Origin of the sequence: Streptomyces sp. NPDC059003, assembly GCF_042740445.1 — a bacterium.
Taxonomy (GTDB): Bacteria; Actinomycetota; Actinomycetes; order Streptomycetales; family Streptomycetaceae; genus Streptomyces.
In genome coordinates, this window is sequence record NZ_JBHYJH010000004.1 from 111,015 (window position 1) to 127,344 (window position 16,330).

At 72.4% G+C, this 16,330-nt stretch carries 15 protein-coding genes; 7 read left to right on the forward strand and 8 right to left on the reverse strand.

Going from position 1 to position 16,330, the window contains the following annotated elements:
- Positions 1-78: 78 nt before the first annotated feature.
- The 3 genes from ACFWZ5_RS03760 to ACFWZ5_RS03770 all read left to right on the forward strand — a co-directional run bounded on the left by ACFWZ5_RS03760 (position 79) and on the right by ACFWZ5_RS03770 (position 3,224).
- Positions 79-654, forward strand: a complete 576-nt coding sequence (locus ACFWZ5_RS03760; RefSeq protein WP_384786483.1) for a YciI family protein — start codon at positions 79-81, stop codon at positions 652-654.
- A 90-nt stretch (positions 655-744) separates the two neighbouring features.
- Entirely contained in the window at positions 745-2,106 is a 1,362-nt protein-coding gene (locus ACFWZ5_RS03765; RefSeq protein WP_384786486.1) for an ATP-binding protein, read from the forward strand.
- Complete coding sequence (locus ACFWZ5_RS03770) at positions 2,103-3,224, forward strand: tetratricopeptide repeat protein (protein WP_384786488.1); 1,122 nt, start codon at positions 2,103-2,105, stop codon at positions 3,222-3,224. Before ACFWZ5_RS03765 ends, ACFWZ5_RS03770 begins: the two co-directional genes overlap by 4 nt.
- A gap of 64 nt (positions 3,225-3,288) precedes the next feature.
- Here the strand turns inward: ACFWZ5_RS03770 and ACFWZ5_RS03775 are convergent, their stop codons facing one another.
- Positions 3,289-3,669 carry a MerR family transcriptional regulator gene (locus ACFWZ5_RS03775; protein ID WP_384786491.1) on the reverse strand — a complete coding sequence of 127 codons (381 nt, stop codon included), beginning with the start codon at positions 3,667-3,669 and terminating at the stop codon, positions 3,289-3,291.
- A 59-nt stretch (positions 3,670-3,728) separates the two neighbouring features.
- Here ACFWZ5_RS03775 and ACFWZ5_RS03780 point away from each other — a divergent pair, with 59 nt between their 5' ends.
- Together ACFWZ5_RS03780 and ACFWZ5_RS03785 are read left to right on the forward strand one after the other, a co-directional pair.
- Positions 3,729-4,526, forward strand: coding sequence for an SDR family NAD(P)-dependent oxidoreductase (locus ACFWZ5_RS03780; RefSeq protein ID WP_384786494.1), 798 nt, complete (start codon positions 3,729-3,731; stop codon positions 4,524-4,526).
- A gap of 316 nt (positions 4,527-4,842) precedes the next feature.
- On the forward strand, positions 4,843-5,895 hold the full coding sequence (locus ACFWZ5_RS03785; RefSeq protein ID WP_384786497.1) for a S1 family peptidase: 1,053 nt from the start codon (positions 4,843-4,845) through the stop codon (positions 5,893-5,895).
- 68 nt (positions 5,896-5,963) lie between these two features.
- Here ACFWZ5_RS03785 and ACFWZ5_RS03790 read toward each other — a convergent pair whose 3' ends face one another.
- The 3 genes from ACFWZ5_RS03790 to ACFWZ5_RS03800 all read right to left on the reverse strand — a co-directional run bounded on the left by ACFWZ5_RS03790 (position 5,964) and on the right by ACFWZ5_RS03800 (position 9,051).
- Positions 5,964-6,746, reverse strand: coding sequence for a phosphotransferase enzyme family protein (locus ACFWZ5_RS03790; RefSeq protein ID WP_384786500.1), 783 nt, complete (start codon positions 6,744-6,746; stop codon positions 5,964-5,966).
- A 354-nt stretch (positions 6,747-7,100) separates the two neighbouring features.
- On the reverse strand, positions 7,101-8,045 hold the full coding sequence (locus ACFWZ5_RS03795; protein ID WP_384786503.1) for an ornithine cyclodeaminase family protein: 945 nt from the start codon (positions 8,043-8,045) through the stop codon (positions 7,101-7,103).
- A 4-nt stretch (positions 8,046-8,049) separates the two neighbouring features.
- Complete coding sequence (locus ACFWZ5_RS03800) at positions 8,050-9,051, reverse strand: ArsR/SmtB family transcription factor (protein WP_384786506.1); 1,002 nt, start codon at positions 9,049-9,051, stop codon at positions 8,050-8,052.
- Between the two features lie 86 nt (positions 9,052-9,137).
- Between ACFWZ5_RS03800 and ACFWZ5_RS03805 the strand changes: the two genes are divergently transcribed.
- Entirely contained in the window at positions 9,138-10,385 is a 1,248-nt protein-coding gene (locus ACFWZ5_RS03805) for an alpha/beta hydrolase (protein WP_384786508.1), read from the forward strand.
- 20 nt (positions 10,386-10,405) lie between these two features.
- On the opposite strand, the gene ACFWZ5_RS03810 is transcribed toward ACFWZ5_RS03805, so the two are convergent.
- Both ACFWZ5_RS03810 and ACFWZ5_RS03815 read right to left on the reverse strand, forming a co-directional pair.
- Positions 10,406-11,140 carry a class I SAM-dependent methyltransferase gene (locus tag ACFWZ5_RS03810; protein ID WP_384786511.1) on the reverse strand — a complete coding sequence of 245 codons (735 nt, stop codon included), beginning with the start codon at positions 11,138-11,140 and terminating at the stop codon, positions 10,406-10,408.
- A 38-nt stretch (positions 11,141-11,178) separates the two neighbouring features.
- Entirely contained in the window at positions 11,179-12,429 is a 1,251-nt protein-coding gene (locus ACFWZ5_RS03815; protein WP_384786514.1) for a cytochrome P450, read from the reverse strand.
- A gap of 460 nt (positions 12,430-12,889) precedes the next feature.
- Between ACFWZ5_RS03815 and ACFWZ5_RS03820 the strand changes: the two genes are divergently transcribed.
- The gene (locus ACFWZ5_RS03820; RefSeq protein ID WP_384786517.1) at positions 12,890-14,131 is read left to right on the forward strand and encodes an epoxide hydrolase family protein; all 1,242 of its coding nucleotides are present in this window, start codon (positions 12,890-12,892) and stop codon (positions 14,129-14,131) included.
- A 66-nt stretch (positions 14,132-14,197) separates the two neighbouring features.
- Here ACFWZ5_RS03820 and ACFWZ5_RS03825 read toward each other — a convergent pair whose 3' ends face one another.
- Both ACFWZ5_RS03825 and ACFWZ5_RS03830 read right to left on the reverse strand, forming a co-directional pair.
- Complete coding sequence (locus ACFWZ5_RS03825) at positions 14,198-15,061, reverse strand: calcium-binding protein (protein WP_384786520.1); 864 nt, start codon at positions 15,059-15,061, stop codon at positions 14,198-14,200.
- 173 nt (positions 15,062-15,234) lie between these two features.
- Positions 15,235-16,329 carry a MerR family transcriptional regulator gene (locus tag ACFWZ5_RS03830; protein WP_384786522.1) on the reverse strand — a complete coding sequence of 365 codons (1,095 nt, stop codon included), beginning with the start codon at positions 16,327-16,329 and terminating at the stop codon, positions 15,235-15,237.
- Position 16,330 lies beyond the last annotated feature (1 nt).

A 16,330-nucleotide genomic window follows, 5' to 3' on the forward strand; every position in this document is an offset into this window, starting at 1 on the left:
CATGCGGTATGAGGCCTGTGGTTCGGGTGATACGAGGCCTGTGGTTCGCGTGTACGGGGGATGGGCGAAGCTGTGCGCATGGAGTTCTTCTGCTACCACCGCGACCGGCCCGGCTCCCTCCCCTTGCGCGAGGAACTGCGGGAAGAGCACTGGTCCTACATGGACCGCTACGCGGCGGAGCTGATCGCCCGCGGCCCGACCTTCGCGAGCGACGGCGATACGCCCAGCGGCAGCCTCCACATCGTCGACCTGCCGGACCCCGCGGCCGCCCGCGCGTTCGCCTTCGACGAGCCCAACTACCAGGCCGGCGTGTACCGGGACGTACTGCTGCGCCGGTGGCGCAACACGCTGGGGCGCACCATGTGGGACTTCCCCGGCGGCGCGACCGGCGGCAATCGGTACCTGGTCCTGGGCCTGGGCCCGGAGCCGGACTCGGGCGGGGGCTCGGGAGGGGCCGCCGTATCCAGCCAGGTGCCGCCCGACCGGGACGACCTGATCGCGTACGGGCCCCTGCTCTCCGACGACGGCGCCACCTGGCTGGGTACGGCGGCACTGGTCCAGGCCCCGGACGCGGAGGCGGCACGCACTGTGCTGGCCCCGGGCCGGTACGCGGACACGGAGGTGCACGACTGGGAGTTCGGCGGGCGCCGGTGACGGGCCGAGGACCCACCCTGCCGACAGCCCCGCCCCGTGGAGCGGGAGCCCGGGATCAGCTGGCCAAAAGGGTGTACGTAAAGTAGCCGCATGTCCGAGGACTCCCCCCTGATACGAAGCCTGCGCACCGCCGTTGACGCGGCGCCCGCCGACGTGCCGCTCCGCCTGCACTTGGCCGAGTTGCTGCTTGACGCGGGCCGGCAGGACGCCGCGGTCGCGGAGGCCGCCGTCGCGCTGCAGCACGCACCGGGGGACGGGCAGGCCCGAGCACTGATGGCCCGGGCCATGGGCGCGCCCGCGCCTGCGGCTGCGGAGGGTTCTGCGAACCGAGAGGGTTCTGCGAACCAAGAGGGTTCTGCGGACCAATCCGCCCAACTTGGCCAACCCGACCAACCCGCCCAGCCCGAACCCCGCACCGACACCCCCGAGTCGCGCACCACGCACCCCGAACCCCGCACCGGATTCGACTGGCGTGCCGCCGCCGACCAGGTCGGCGACGTGGTCCCGCCCCGCTTCGTCGAGGCCCCGCTCACCGCCGACGGCAGCGGCGACCCCGACGACGCGTCCGCCTGGGACGTCGACACCCCCGGCGCGGTGCGGCTCGCCGACGTCGGCGGGATGCGGGAGGTCAAGGAGCGCCTGGAGGCGGCGTTCCTCGCGCCCATGCGCAACCCCGAGCTGCGCAGGCTGTACGGCAAGAGCCTGCGCGGCGGCCTCCTCCTGTACGGGCCGCCGGGCTGCGGCAAGACCTTCATCGCCCGCGCGATCGCCGGTGAACTGGGCGCGGGCTTCCTTTCGGTGTCGGTCAACGACGTCCTCGACATGTGGATCGGCAACTCCGAGCGCAACATGCACGAGATCTTCAAGACCGCCCGCCGCCAGGCCCCCTGCGTCGTCTTCCTCGACGAGCTCGACGCGCTCGGCGCCAAGCGCAGCCGCACCCAGCACAGCGGCCTGCGCAACACCGTCAACCAGCTCCTGACCGAGCTGGACGGCATCGACTCCGCCGCCAACGAGGGCGTGTTCGTGCTCGCCGCCACCAACGCGCCCTGGGACGTGGACATCGCGCTGCGCCGACCGGGACGCCTGGACCGCACCCTGCTCGTGCTGCCGCCCGACGCCCCGGCCCGCGACGCGATCCTCCGCTACCACCTGCGGGAACGCCCCGTCGAGAACGTCGACGTGGCCAAGCTCGTCAAGGCCACGGACGGCCTGTCCGGCGCCGACCTGGCCCACCTGTGCGAGGCGGCGGCCGAGAGCGCCCTGCTCGACTCGGCGCGCACCGGAACGGTCCGCATGATCAACATGACGGACCTGCTGCACGCCGCACGGCAGATCGTGCCCTCGACCGAGCCGTGGTTCGCCGCCGCGCGCAACGTCGCCATGTACGCGAACGAGGGCGGCGTGTACGACGATCTGATCGCCTATCTGAAGAAGAAGCGGAAGCTGTGAGCACGCTGCACCCGACCGTCGAACAGGCCCAGGCCCTGATCGAACTCGACCGCTACGACCAGGCCCTGGCCCTCCTCGGCCGTCGTGTCGCCGAGGCTCCCGACGACGTACGCGCCTGGGTCAAGATCGGCTACTGCCACCTCAACACGGAGCAGCTCGCCCGGGCGGGGGAGGCGGCCGACGAGGCGCTCAAGCTGGCCCCCGAGGACTACGGCGCGCTCATGCTGCGCGCCCAGGTGATGGTGCGCGACAACGGCTGGCTCAAGGTCGAGCCCGTCCTGCGGGAGGCGATCCGTGTCGCCCCGTACGACTCGTACCCCCGTGCCATGCTCGCGGACGCCGTGTGGCGGCGCGCGCTCGTCGACTTCGCCAACGCGACCGGCGCCAAGCGGCTCAGCAACAGCGACATCGACGGCGTCTCGCGCGAGGCGGCCGACCTGGTCATGGAGGCGCTGCGGCTCGGGCCCGAGGACGTCTACGCGCACGAGGTCGCCCAGCGCATCGCCAGCGCCGCGGGCAACGGCACGGTCGCCGACCAGCTCGACGAAGCCATCCTCCGCATCAACCCCCAGCACGGCGAAGCCCTCGCCCGCCAGACGCACAAGGCCGCCGAAGCGCCGGGCGTGGGCGCCACCCAGGCCGCGGAGCTGTACGCGGACGCCCTCGCCGCGGAGCCCAACTCCCGCTCCATGCAGGAGCAGCTCGACCACGCCACCTACCGCCTGCTGCGCGGCACCCGGTGGCTGGCCGTGCTCTGCGTGCTTCTGGCGGGCGCCATGATCGACCTGTTCCCCTCGGACGACCGGCCCGCCACGGAGCTGCCCGTTCCGCTCGCCCAGCGTCTGTGGATCCTTGTGGTCATGGCGGTGATCTGGGCCTTCGGTGCCTGGCGCCGCTATCGCAGGCTCCGCGCGGGCGTCCAGCTCAACGTCCAGTCCCTGATCCGCCGCGGCCGCTGGGCCCGCGTCGTCCTGGCCCAGGCGGGGTGGGCGATGCTGTGCGCCGTGCTGATCGCCGAGGTCCCCTGGACGGACCGGTCGGCGCCGGTGTTCATCTTCTGGGCGGGGCTCGCGCCCACGGCGGCCACGATCTGGTTCGACAGGAAGAAGACCCGCTGAGCGAACACCCGCCAAAGGGTGTCCCGTTGGCGGTGGCGGGCGCGTCCGTCGTGGAGCTCCGCTGCTATCCGTTGGAGTCGGCCCGGACGGTGAACGGTTCGCCCGCGTGGATGATCGCGTCGAGCATGGTGTGGGCGGCCCGGAGCTCTTCGATGGAGCGGCTCAGGCGCTCGCGTTCGTGCGTGAGCTCCTGGGCCATTTCCTCACAGGTCGGCGCCAGGATGGCGCCCTCGTCGGCCATGCAGGGCAGTACCTCCCGGATCAGGTCGGTATTCAGCCCGGCCGTGAGCAGGATCCGGATCCGGCGCACGGTGGCCACGTCGGATTCGGCGAACTCGCGGTAGCCGCTGGCCCGTCGCTGCGGTCGCAGCAGCCCCTGCTCCTCGTAGTACCGAAGACCTCTGGTGCTGACGCCGGTGCGCCGCGACAGCTCGCCGATGAACATGTGGCTCCCGACACAGAAGTTTGACTCTGACGTCAACGTCAAGCTTTAGCGTAACCGCCATGACAACGAACCACAGCACCCACCGCTCTTCAGCCGTCGCCCCGAAGCCCCTGGAAGGCAAGAAGGCCGTCGTCACCGGCGGCACCGTCGGCATGGGCCGAGCCATCGTCCAGGCCCTGACCGACCGCGGCGCCGAAGTGCTGTACACGGGGCGCAGCGATCAGCGACTCGCCGAGGCCCAGGCGGCACTTGGCACCCCGCTGGCCCACCCGGTGCGCTCCGACGCCACGGATGCCCGTGCCATCGCCGCCCTCGGCGACGAGGTCGCCGACCGCCTCGGCGGCATCGACTACCTGTTCGTCAATCAGGGCATCGCCGAGTTCCAGACGCTCGAAGAGGTCACCGAGGAATCGTGGGACCGCATTTTCGACGTCAATGCCAAGGGCGCCTTCTTCACGGTGCAACGGCTGGCGCCGTTGCTGTCCGAGGGCGGCTCGATCGTGTTCACCACCGTCTCCAACGACCAGATCTTCCCCGGTCTCAGCGCCTACTCGGGAGCGAAGGAGGCCGTCGCCGCCTTCGCCAAGGTGCTCGCCGCCGAGCTGCTGCCCCGCAGGATCCGCGTCAACGCGATCGCCCCGGGCTTCATCCTCACTCCCACCATGGGCGTCGCCGAACTGACCGAGGAGCAGCGCGCCGAGTTCATCGAACAGGGCAACGCCTCGACGCCGATGGGCCGCGGTGGCACCGTGGACGAGATCGCGGCCGCCGCCCTGTACTTGGCCGTCGAAGCCACCTTCACCACTGGCGTGGAACTGCCCGTGGACGGCGGGTTCGGCCAGGGCATCGGCGCATGACGGACCGCGCCCGCTAAGCGAGCCCGGATCGAATCCGCTGCGCAGAAGCGAACTTACGCAGACGGCAACCTGTCCTCCGCGTGGTGGGGCGCGTCTCCCGGGGCGCGTCTCACCGCCAGGCGCCCGACGGCCAAGCAGGCAGGTCGCCGAGTTCCCCAACCTGACCTAGGAGGAAGGCCCCTCCCAGGTCAGGACATCCCGGACCGGTCGGGGTCCGACCCCTTGCGCGATTGACGCGAGCATGCCACGTTCCTGCTCGGTACGTCCCACACGTACCGCGGTACGTCACACGTCACCGGCAAAGGAGCCCCCCCACATGAGACGCACCACTTGTGCGCGCCTCGGCCTGTCCGCCCTGCTCGTCACCGGATCCCTCGCCCTGGGCGTCACCCCCGCAGGCGCGCAGGGTGAACCGGCCCCCGCTCCGTCCCGTATCAACGCCCTCAACGCCCAGGTCGAGCGGCAGCTCGGCGCCGACAGCGCCGGCACCTACCTCGACCGGACGACCGGGAAGCTCGTCGTCACCGTCACCAGCGACTCCGCCGCCGAACGCGTCCGCGCGACCGGCGCCACCCCCAAGCGGGTGCAGCGCAGCGCGGCCCAACTCGACGCGGCCATGGAGACGTTGGAGTCCCGCGCCAAGATCACCGGCACCTCCTGGGGCGTCGACCCGCGGAGCAACCGCATAGCCGTGCAGGCCGACAGGTCGGTCTCGGCCCGCGACCTGGCCCGGCTGCGCCGCGTCGCCGCGTCCCTCGACGGGGCCGTACACGTCAGCCGTGTGCCCGGCACCTTCCACCGCGAGGTCGCGGGCGGCGACGCCATCTACGGCGGCGGCTCGCGCTGCTCGGCCGCCTTCAACGTCTCCAAGGGCTCCACCCGGTACTTCGTCACGGCGGGGCACTGCACCAACCTCAGCGCCAACTGGTCGGCCACGTCCGGCGGCTCCGCCGTCGGGGTGCGCGAGGGCACGAGCTTCCCGACCAACGACTACGGCATCGTCCGCTACACCAACGGCTCGTCCCCCGCCGGCAACGTCAACCTCTACAACGGCAGCTACCAGGAGATCTCGTCCGCGGCCGACGCCGTCGTGGGCCAGCAGATCCGGAAGAGCGGCTCCACCACCAAGGTGACCAGCGGCTCGGTGACCGCGGTCAACGTCACCGTCAACTACGGCGACGGCCCCGTCTACGGCATGGTCCGCACCACCGCCTGCTCCGCCGGCGGCGACAGCGGCGGCGCCCACTTCGCGGGCACGGTCGCCCTCGGCATCCACTCCGGCAGCTCGGGCTGCACGGGCACCAACGGCTCCGCCATCCACCAGCCGGTGCGCGAGGCGCTGGCCGCGTACGGCGTCAGCGTGTACTGACGCACTGACGCGCGGACGGCCTGCCGCCCGGAAGGGGCGGCGGGCCGTCATGCCGTAGGCGGCGGGTCTCAGCCGTCGAGCAGGGCGCGCGTCCACAACTCCGCACGCCGCTCGATGTAATCGGTGTCGTTGCGCCAGGTGTCGCCGTGGCCCTCGGCCCAGAGGGTCGCCCAGGGCTGGTTGCCCAGGGCGGTCTGGTCGCGCAGGAAGTCGTGCATGGCGCGGGTGCGGCGCCCGAGGAGGGGCACCAGGTCACGCCGTTCGCCCTCGTCGAGTCCGTAGGCGTCGGCGAAGGCCCGCATGCGGGCCGGGGCGTCGCCGCGCTGCCAGTCGGGATCGGCGGACAGCGGGATGAAGCCGTGCAGGGCGTAGGCGACATCCCAGAGGCGGGTGCCGGGCGCGGCCACGTCCCAGTCGATGAAGGCCCACTCGTCCTCGCCGCCGACCACGAGGTTCCACGGCGCGAGATCGTGGTGGGCGATGATGTCGGCGCCGTCGGCGGGCATGAGCACTTGCCACTGCGCGTCGGGCGGTGGCGTGAAGCCCTGCACGGCATCGTGGAAGTCCCTGATCAGCCGCGCCACGCGGGCGAGCCGCGGCAGCGGCTCCAGGTCGGCGAACCGGTCGGGCCAGACCATGTCGCCCGGCATGAACGTCAGCACCTCCCGGCCCTGGTCGTCGATGCCGAGGGGGCGCGGGGCGGCCGTGAAGCCCGTCTCGTGAAGGTGGGTCAGCAACGCGTGCACGGCCGGCGTCCACGGCCCCGCCGGGCGGCGGACGGTATCGCCGACCCGGACGACACCGGAGCTCACGTTCCCGCCCGACAGCGGCTGCTCTTCCTCATGCTGCATGCGGCCAGTGTGGCCCGCGATGATCAAGAGTCCTAGCGAATATCCGAGGTGCCCCAGCCGTGCTGGAGGACATCGACCGGGACAACACCCCCGCGCGACGGCGCCGACCCCGCCCGGGCCCTCCCTCCGTACGGAACCCGGACCGCACGCGTGGATACGCTCAGCCCATGCTTTTTGAGACGCCCCGTCTTCACCTGCGCCGCGGGTGATCCCGGGCGGCCCGGCTGGTTCCAGTACGTGATCGAGCGCAGGACCGCCCCGGGCTTGATCGGCGACGTGGCGGTGTGTCCGCACGGCAACGGGATGCAGGCCGACCTCGGCTTCACCCTCGCGCCCCCGCGTCGTGACGGAGCGTCAGGCAAGCAGGTCGATCCGTTGCCCGATGCCGAGCCGCTCCGCCTGCCGATAGGCGGCCCAGGCCAGGGCGAGGTCCTGCCAGGGGAGGCCCACGGGAGCGTAGACGGAGCGGGCCTCGGCGCTGGTGCGCCCCGGATGGTCGCCGCGCAGGACGTCTCCGAGGGTGGCATCGGCGGCTGAGGCCGGGAGGTGGGCTGCCGCCAGGGCGCCCATGTCCGCGGCCAGTTCCCGGTCGTCGACGACGAGCAGCGCGGAGGCGAGGAGGTCGGCGGCCAGCTCCTGCTTGCCCGGCTCATCGGCTCCCAGGCTGGTGAAGTGCTGGCCGGGCCGGGTGTCCGCGCGGCGGAGCAGGGGGGTGCGGGCCCAGGTGGCCAACAGGACGGTGTCGGCCGCCGAGGCGACCGCCCGCGCGGACGGCAGTGCGCGGCCGCCGTGGCGGGACGCGAAGTCGGCGGCGCGGTCGGGATCCGTGTCATGGACGACGAGTTCACGGTGGCGCCGCAGGGTGCGCAGGCCGCGCACCATCAGCTCGGCCTGCGCGCCCGCCCCGATCACCCCGAGCACCGCGTCGCCCGCGGGGGAGGGGACGGCGAGGAGGTGCGTGCCGAGCGCCGCGGCAAGACCCGTGCGCCACGCCGTGACAGTGGCGGAGTCCAGCAGGGCCAGGAGCTCGCCGTCCCGGCCGCTGTGCAGACAGATCACTCCGCGCAGAGCCGGCCGTGCTCCGGGGAACTTGGCGTTGACCTTCACCGTGTACGCCTCGACGCCGGGCAGCACTCCGGGGATGAGCGCCGTGGCCGTACCCGGGAACGGCAGGTCGGTCCGCACCCGTTGCCCCGCCACCTCGGACGCCGCGCTGCGGAAGCCGTCGCTCAGCGCGGCGATGCAGGAGGCGGGATCGAGCACGGCGTGCAGGTCGCTTCGCGCCAGTATGCGGGTCACCCGGTCATGATCCATGCGGCGGGCGCGAAAACGTACCCCCGTCGTGCCGCCGCAGCAGCAGGCTCCCCAGCGCGGTACGCCGGTGCAGCACCGCCCGCCCGGCGCGGACCGTGGAGATCAGGCCGCCGCCGCGCAGCGCGGCGGTGTGGGCGGAGACGGTGGCGTTGCTGATGCCGAGTCGGCGGGCGAGACCGCTGGTGGTGTGCTCGTCGGCGAGCAGCAGCAGGATGTCCAGGCGGGTCCTGCCGAGCACGCGGGCCAGCGCGTCGTCCGCGCCGCCCGCCGCCGCGTCGGGTGCGGGCGGCAGGCCCGTACCGGCCGGGTACGTCAGGAACGCGGGGCTGTCGGGAAGGTCCGCGACGAGGGGGTGGCCGGTCCAGTGGAACGTGGGCTGGAGCACCAGACCACGCCCGCCAAGCACGAGATCCCCGTCGCGGGGTGCCTCGAACTCCCAGATGTCCTCGCGCAGTCGGCTTCCCGGAAGCAGCGCGGTGAGTGCGGCGGCCGTGCCGTGTTCGGCCACGGTCACGGCGTAGCGGGTGAATTCCGCCTGGTGCAGATCCTGGACCAGCGGCCAGACCGGGCGCAGCGCCGCCTCGAAGGCCGCCTGCTGCGCGCGGCGCAGGACGCGCCACGCATCGGCGTCACCCCGGTGCAGGCGGCGCAGCCACGGCGGAGGCGGGGCGGGGTGCCCGGCGTAGACCCGCTCGATCTCGGAGCGGACCAGGGCCGGGGCAGCGGCACGCACCGCGTCCAGGCCTTCCGCCAGGTCGGCGCTGAACACATCGATGAACCGGGGTGCCTGCGCGCCGGGCACCAGGTCCGCGAACGGCTCCGCCGCGGCCGGCAGGGACCGCAGCAGCCGCTGCCGCCACCGCCCGAACAGCAGCGCGTCGTCCGGGCGGCACAGCGTCATCAGGGCCACGTTCAGCTCCTGCAACGGCGCAGGCCGAGGCGCGAACCGGACCCGGGCGAAGTCGGCGGCCGTGAAGTGGATCCGTATCACTACTCTCCCCGGCGGCACCCCGCCATCGTTTCGGACCAGGCCTCAACCCTCGCCCGGCCTGCCCGCCGGACGACAGCATGCCCAGCATGTCAACTCCTCCCCACACCTTCAGCACGGACCGCCGCAGCGTCGTCAAGTACGCCGCGCTGGCGGCCGGGTCCCTGCTCATCGCGGGCAGCGGCAGCGCACGGGCCACGACGCCGCCCGGCGACGGCGTCACCGTACGGCTGCCCGCGCCGACAGGACCGCACCGCGTCGGGGTCACCACCCTCTACCTGGTCGACCGCTCCCGGCACGACCCGTGGGATCGCACGATCCCCGTGCGGGAGGTCGTGACCACGGTGTTCTATCCGGCCCGAACCGTCCACGGCCACCCGGTCGCGCCACAGCTGACCGCGAGCGCCGCGGCGCTGTTCCACGCCATCGACGTCCCCCTGCACGGGCTGCCCCCGTCCGGTGTGAACTGGGCCGCCACCCTCTCCCACGCGCACACGGACGCGCCCGCGCAGCCCCTACGCCGCCCGGTGCTCCTGTACAGCCCGGGCGGCGGCGACCCGCGCACCCTCGGCACCGGGCTCGCCGAGGACCTGGCGAGCCACGGTCACGTGGTCGTGACCGTCGACCACCCCGGCGACGCCAGCGCCGTCGAGTTCCCGAACACCACCGCGTACCGGGCGAAGCCCTACCGCGTCACGGTCTTCCGCGACGACCCCCGCAAGGACCCACGACGCTTCCGCACCATGATCAGATCCCGGATCGCGGACCTGCGCTTCGTCCTCGACCAACTGGCGGTCCTGGCAGCCGGGCGCAACCCCGACGCGGTGGGACGCGCACTGCCGGAACACCTGGGCCGGGCCCTGGACCTGCGGCGGGTGGGCGCCTACGGACACTCGGCCGGAGGCACCGCCGTGGCGCAAGCGCTGTACGAAGACCACCGCATCGCCGCCGCGGCCAACCTGGAGGGCCATCTGGGCCGACCGCCGGAGCGACCCGGCCGGCCGGGGGAGCTGTACCCCGTCGCCCGCCACGGAGTGGACCGGCCGCTGCTCCTCCTCGGCACCGACGGATTCATCGGCCAGGAGACGGCGGCCAAGGAGCTGGAACACTCGTGGCAGGCCATGCTCGCCCACCCCCACGGGCGCACCCGCCGCCGGCGGATCGACCACGCCCGACACTGGGTGTTCACCGACTACGCGGCGATGGCACCCCAGTTGCAGCGCGCCGGGCTCATGACGGCCGACGCCCGGCGCGCCCTGGTCGGCACGGTCGACCCGACCGTGTCGGTGCCCGCGGTGCGACGCCACGTACGGTCGTTCTTCGCCCGGCACCTGTAGGGAGGGGAACCGACAAGGATTCAGCCCTCCTGCGGGCGGCGCGCGACGAAGACGAACTCCCGGCCCGGCCGGTCCGGCGCGTCCCGCACGCCCTCCACCACGAACCCCTGCGCGGCGAGGTCCGCCGCGACCTCCTCGCGCTCACGGAAGCGCAGCGTCGAATCCGACGTGAGCACCTGCCCGTCCGCGGCGAACACATACGTCCAGCGGAACGTCACCAGCGGCTCACTCACCTCGACCAGCTCCACCCAGCTCTCGACCGCGCCGACGCCCGGGATCTCCGTCACCGCGTACGACGCCTCGCGGCGCCACTCCTCCCAGGCGCGCCGGGCCGGATCGCGGGTCTCGAACACCAGGCGCCCGCCGGGCCGCAGGGCGTCGTGGGCGCCGCGCAGGGTGCCGCGCCACTGCTGGGGACCGACGATCGCCTGGGCAACGTTCGCCGTCATGGTCGCGAGATCGACCCGCAGCGGCGGCAGCGCCGTCGCGTCCCCGTGGATCCACCGCACCCGTTCGCCGCCCGGCTTGCCCCGCGCCACCTCCAGGGACGCCCCGGCGGGATCGACACCGACGACCTCGACCCCGTCGGCGGCGAGCAGCAGCGCGAACACCCCGGTCCCGCAGCCGATGTCCAGGACGCGTCGCGCCCCGAACTCCCGCGCCATGCGGACGTACGCGTCGAGATCGCCGCGGTCGGGGTCGAGCACGTCGTAGAGCGCGGCGAGCCGTGGGTGCCCGAAGATCTCGTCAGCCATGCGGCCGAACGTAACCAGGGCTTCGGGCGCGGAGCCAGTCAGTTTTGCTCTCGGCCGGGCGCGGTGTCGGGGCCGAGGACGACGGGGAGCTCGCGGTGTCCGTTGGAGATGAACGAGGCGGTGGGGTGCAGCGCCGACGCGGGGACGGCGAGCTTCATGTGCGGGAAGCGCGTGAAGAGGCCGCGCAGCGCGATCTCGGCCTCGAGCCGGGCCAGGGCGGCGCCGAGGCAGACGTGGACGCCGTGGCCGAAGGCGAGATGGCTCTTGTCGAGGCGGTGCACGTCGAAGGCGTCGGCGGTGGGGCCGTAGAGGTCCTGGTCGCGCCCGGCGGCCGCGTAGGAGGCGAGGATCGCCTCGCCCTTGCGGATGACCAGGCCGTGGGGGAGCGCGATGTCCTCGACCGCGTAACGCATCGGGACATGGGCGACCGGCGCCTCGTAGCGCAGGGTCTCCTCGACGACGTCGTTCCAGGCGACCGCGCCCGACTGGGCGCGGGCGAGCTGGTCGGGGTGGGTGAGCAGGGCCGTGACGCTCTGGTCGATGAGGTTGACGGTGGTCTCGTAGCCCGCGCCGATCACGAGCAGCAGGGTGTCGAGGAGTTCCTGCTCGGTGAGCGCGGTGCCGTCCTGCTCGTCGCGGGTGGCGATGAGGACGGACGTCATGTCGTCGCCGGGCCGGGCGCGCTTGGTGGCGACCACGCCGGACAGGATCGCGTACAGGCCCTCGGTGTTGGCGATGGCCTCATCGGCGTCGAGCGTGGTGTCGAAGACGCCGTCGACCAGGGACCGGAAGGCGGCCCTCGCGTCCTGGGGCAGCCCCATGAGGTCGCTGATGACGCAGATGGGCAAGGGGTACGCGAAGTCGTCGCGCAGGTCCGTCGGTTCGCCGTCGGAGGCGGCGGCCAGGCCGTCGAGCAGGCTGTCGGTCAGCTGCTCGACGCGGGGCACGAGGGCGGCGATCCGGCGCGGGGTGAAGGCCGGGCTGACCAGACGGCGCAGCCGCCGGTGGTCGCCGCCGAACGCGGTGAACATGTTGTCCACGGCCACCCACAGGGCCAGCGGCCACCGCCCGACGATCTCCTCGGGGAACCGTGGCCAGTGCTGCCGCGGATCCTTGGACACCCGCGGATCTGTCAGGAGCCGTTTCAACAGGGCGGGATCGGTGACCGCCCACGCCTCCACCCCCAGGACGTCGACGCGGGAGACGGGACCACGGGCGCGCAGCGTGGCGTTCTCACCGTCGCGGTCACGGCCGGTGGGATCCAGGACAAGGATCGGGTGCTGGTTCATGCGATGCTCCTCGGGGACGGGGCGTTGGGTGCGACGAGTATTCAGTCGCCGCGTGGACAGAGGTAGGGAGCGAAAACCCCCTGCGTCGCGGCGTTGACGGATTTCCGACGCGGGAACGTCACGTCGTGCCCTGTCCCGGAGCTCTCCGGTCGGCGCCACCCGGCGCGGGCCGGGTGTGTTAGGCCGAATGCGGTGCCTTGGCCGCCACGGCGACGAGTGGCGTCCCCTTTCCGTCTACTGCCCGTTCGCATCATCGAGACGGTTTCACCTCTCCCGTCTCTCCTGTCGGAGTGACGGGCATGATGGTCGGCATGCGCATGAGCTGGACGCTGGAATGAGTACTTCCCGCGGTCCGAGCTCGAAGCGCTCCGGCGCCTCCGGAGCTCTCGGGGTGCGGGCGAGACGTAGTCCGCACCGCGGCTCGATGCCCGGGGCACACACCTACGTAGCATCTGCCCCCATGACGACACCGGCCGGCGCGGACGCGCACCCCCTCCCCATCGACCCCTTGCGTATCGACCCCTTCCGGCTCGACATCGGGCAGGACGACCTCGACGACCTCCACCTGCGGCTCGACCGGACCCGCTGGCCGGACGAGCTGCCGGGGGTGGGGTGGGCGTACGGCGTTCCCCTCGGCTATCTGAAGGAGCTCGTGAGCCACTGGCGGCACGCGTACGACTGGCGGGCCGCCGAGGCACGGCTGAACCTGTGGCCGCAGTTCACCACCACGATCGACGGCGCGAACGTCCACTTCGCCCACATCCGGTCGCCGGAACCGGACGCGACCCCGCTGCTCATGACGCACGGCTGGCCCGGCTCGATCGTGGAGTTCACCGACGTGGCGGGCCCGCTCACCGACCCGCGCGCCCACGGCGGCGACCCCGCCGACGCCTTCCACCTCATCCTCCCGAGCATCCCCGGGTTCGGCCTCTCCGGCCCCACGCGTGACACGGGCTGGGAGTTCAAGCGGGTCGCCGCCGCCTTCGCCGCGCTGATGGACGGCCTGGGATACGCGCGGTACGGGGTCCAGGGAGGCGACTGGGGCGCGGCCATCTCCCGCGAACTCGGCCGGACCCGGCCCGACCGCGTCATCGGCGTACACCTGAACCTGCTGCCGGACTCGGCCCAGACACACGAGCCGAGCGCGGACGACCTGGACGCGCTCGACCCCGCCGAACGCGAACGCACGCTGGCCTCCTGGCAGCGCATGCGCACATGGCGCCGGGAGCGGCAGGGCTACGCGGACCTCCAGTCGACCCGGCCCGCGACCCTCGCCTACGGCCTCACCGACTCACCGGTGGGTCAACTCGCCTGGATCGCCGAGAAGTTCAAGGAATGGACCGACTCCCGCGACCGCCCCGAGGACGCCGTCGACCGCGACCTGATGCTCACCAACGTGATGCTGTACTGGCTGACCGGCACCGCGGGCTCCTCCGCCCGCGTCTACTACGAGCGGGCACACGCCGACTACTGGGGCACACCGCCCGAGCCGTCAAAGGCGCCGACCGCCCTCGCCGACTTCCCGCGGGACAACTTCATTCCGCTGCGCCACATCGCGGAGCGCACGAACAACATCGTGCAGTGGACGACGTACGACCGCGGCGGACACTTCGCCGCCATGGAACAGCCGGAGCTGCTCGTCGGCGACATCAGGCGGTTCTTCCGGGAACTGCGGCGCGGAGGGCATGCACCCGCCGAGTGACGGCCGTCGCGGGGTGACGGCCGGAGCCCGGAGAACCGCGCGGTTCCCCGGGCCGAGGAGCAGCCGTCAGTCCTGGCGGACGACGTCCCGGCCGGGACCGCCGGAGAGCGTGTCCCTGCCCGCCCCGCCGTACAGCTTGTCGTCGCCGCTGTTGCCGTACAGCTGGTCGATACCGGCGTTGCCGTACAGCACGTCGTTGCCCTTGCCGCCGTACAGCAAGTCGCTGCCGGAACCGCCGTAGAGCTTGTCGGCGCCGTCGTCGCCGTACAGCTGCTGGTCGCCCGCGCCGCCGCGGATCACGTCGTTGCCCTTTCCGCCGTCCGCGACGGTGGCGTCGCCGTCGGCGCGGATGGTGTCCGCGCCGTCACCGCCGAAGGCCGTCGCCGCCGCGCCCACGGTCAGGGTGTCGTTGCCCGCGTCGCCCCGGACGAAGTTGCCGTCGACGCTGCCGGTGTCGTTCAGGGTGTCCTTGCCGGGGCCCAGGAAGAGGGAGTTGGTGTAGTAGGCCTGGTCGGTGGCGTTGTGGAAGGCGACGGTGTCGTCGCGGTCGCCGACGTCCATGCTCAGGGTGGCGTACGGGTCCTGGCTGTCCACGGCGTCGGCCGTGCACGCGACCTTGGTGCGGTCCGCCCCGTCGGGGTGGACGCAGCCGCGGCCCGCGCGGACCGGGACGACGTCGTCGATGACGTAGGCGATGTCCCGGGAGCCGTCGGCGGTGAACGACTGGGTGACGGCCACCTTGTTGGTCTGCCCGAAGGCGGCGGTGTACACGACCTGACGGCCGTTGTCGCTGACAACAGCGGTGGCCGACGGCACCGCGGCGGTGGCCGTGGACGCCAGGCCGGCCGGAAGGCCAACCCCCGCACCGACGGCCAGCGTCAGCGCGGACACGGCACGTAACACCCGGCGGCTGGTGGGACGAGAGGACATGACGCAACCTCCAAGAAGCACGTGTGAGTTCACCACGTGTGAGCTCAACGGGGACAAGGGGAGCGCTTGGCGCGCAAGCGACGTAAGTGCCCCTGGCTCAGGACTAGTCAGCCCGGCTTACGCCAGCCGCACGTCCAGGTGAACATCGTGCGACCCAAACCTTGGCAACATGGTCAACGAGCCGAGTGGGGAGGGGCGTCGGTCACGACGTCGGCGACCACGCAGCTGACGTTGTCGGGGCCGCCCGACGCGTTGGCGAGGGTGACGAGTTCGTGGACCGCGCGCTCCGGGGTCGGGGTCTCGGAGAGGACCCGGTGGATCTCCTCGGTCGGGACGACGGTCGACAGGCCGTCGGAGCAGAGCAGGTAGCGGTCTCCGGGGTGTGCGTCCTGGAGGCGCATGTCGGGGGTGGCGTCGGCTCCGTGGCCCAGGGCGCGTATCAGCAGCGAGCGTTGGGGGTGGGAGGCGGCTTCCTCCGGGGTGAGGCGCCCTTCGTCGACCATCGACTGCACCAGGGTGTGGTCGTGGGTGATCTGGAACAGCTGGTGGCCGCGCAGGAGGTGGACGCGGGAGTCGCCGATGTGGACGAGGGCGAGCTGCGATCCGGTCCAGAGCATCGCGGTCAGTGTCGTGCCGGCCTCATCGGGGGATGAACCGGTCCCTGCGACGCCGTGGACGGCCTGCGCGGCCTGGTCGATGGCGTCTTCGAGGACGTTGAGGAGGTTGCCCGCCGGGATGCGGTCGCTTTCGAGGTGCTTGAGCGCGTCGACGGCGGCCGCACTCGCGGGGGCTCCCTGGCGGCCGTAGCCGTCGGCGACGGCGAGCAGGCGGGAACCCGCGTAGGCGGTGTCCTGATTGCTCTCGCGGACAAGGCCCGTGTCCGACAGAGCGGCGTATCGGATGCCGAGGGGCGTGGCGGTCGGGGACATGGCGGGGTCCTTCCAGGACAGGTGGTCGATGAGGAAGGTGGCCAGCTCCCGCCGCGCGGCGGTGTCGGCCTCGACCTGGGCCCAGAACGCGCGCACCTCCTGGGCCGCCGGGCCCGCATCCAGCGTGCAGACGTGCTGGATGCGGGCGAGGGGCATCCCGAGACGGCGGAGCCAGGCGACCAGTCGGGCCTGGTCCAGCTGTTCCGGGGCGTAGAAGCGGTAGCCGGTCACCGGGTCGGTGCGAGCAGGGGGCAGCAGGCCGAGCTCGTCGTAGAGACGCAGCGCTTTCGGCGACAGACGGGACGCCTTCGCGAACGCCCCGATGGTCAGCAACCCCATG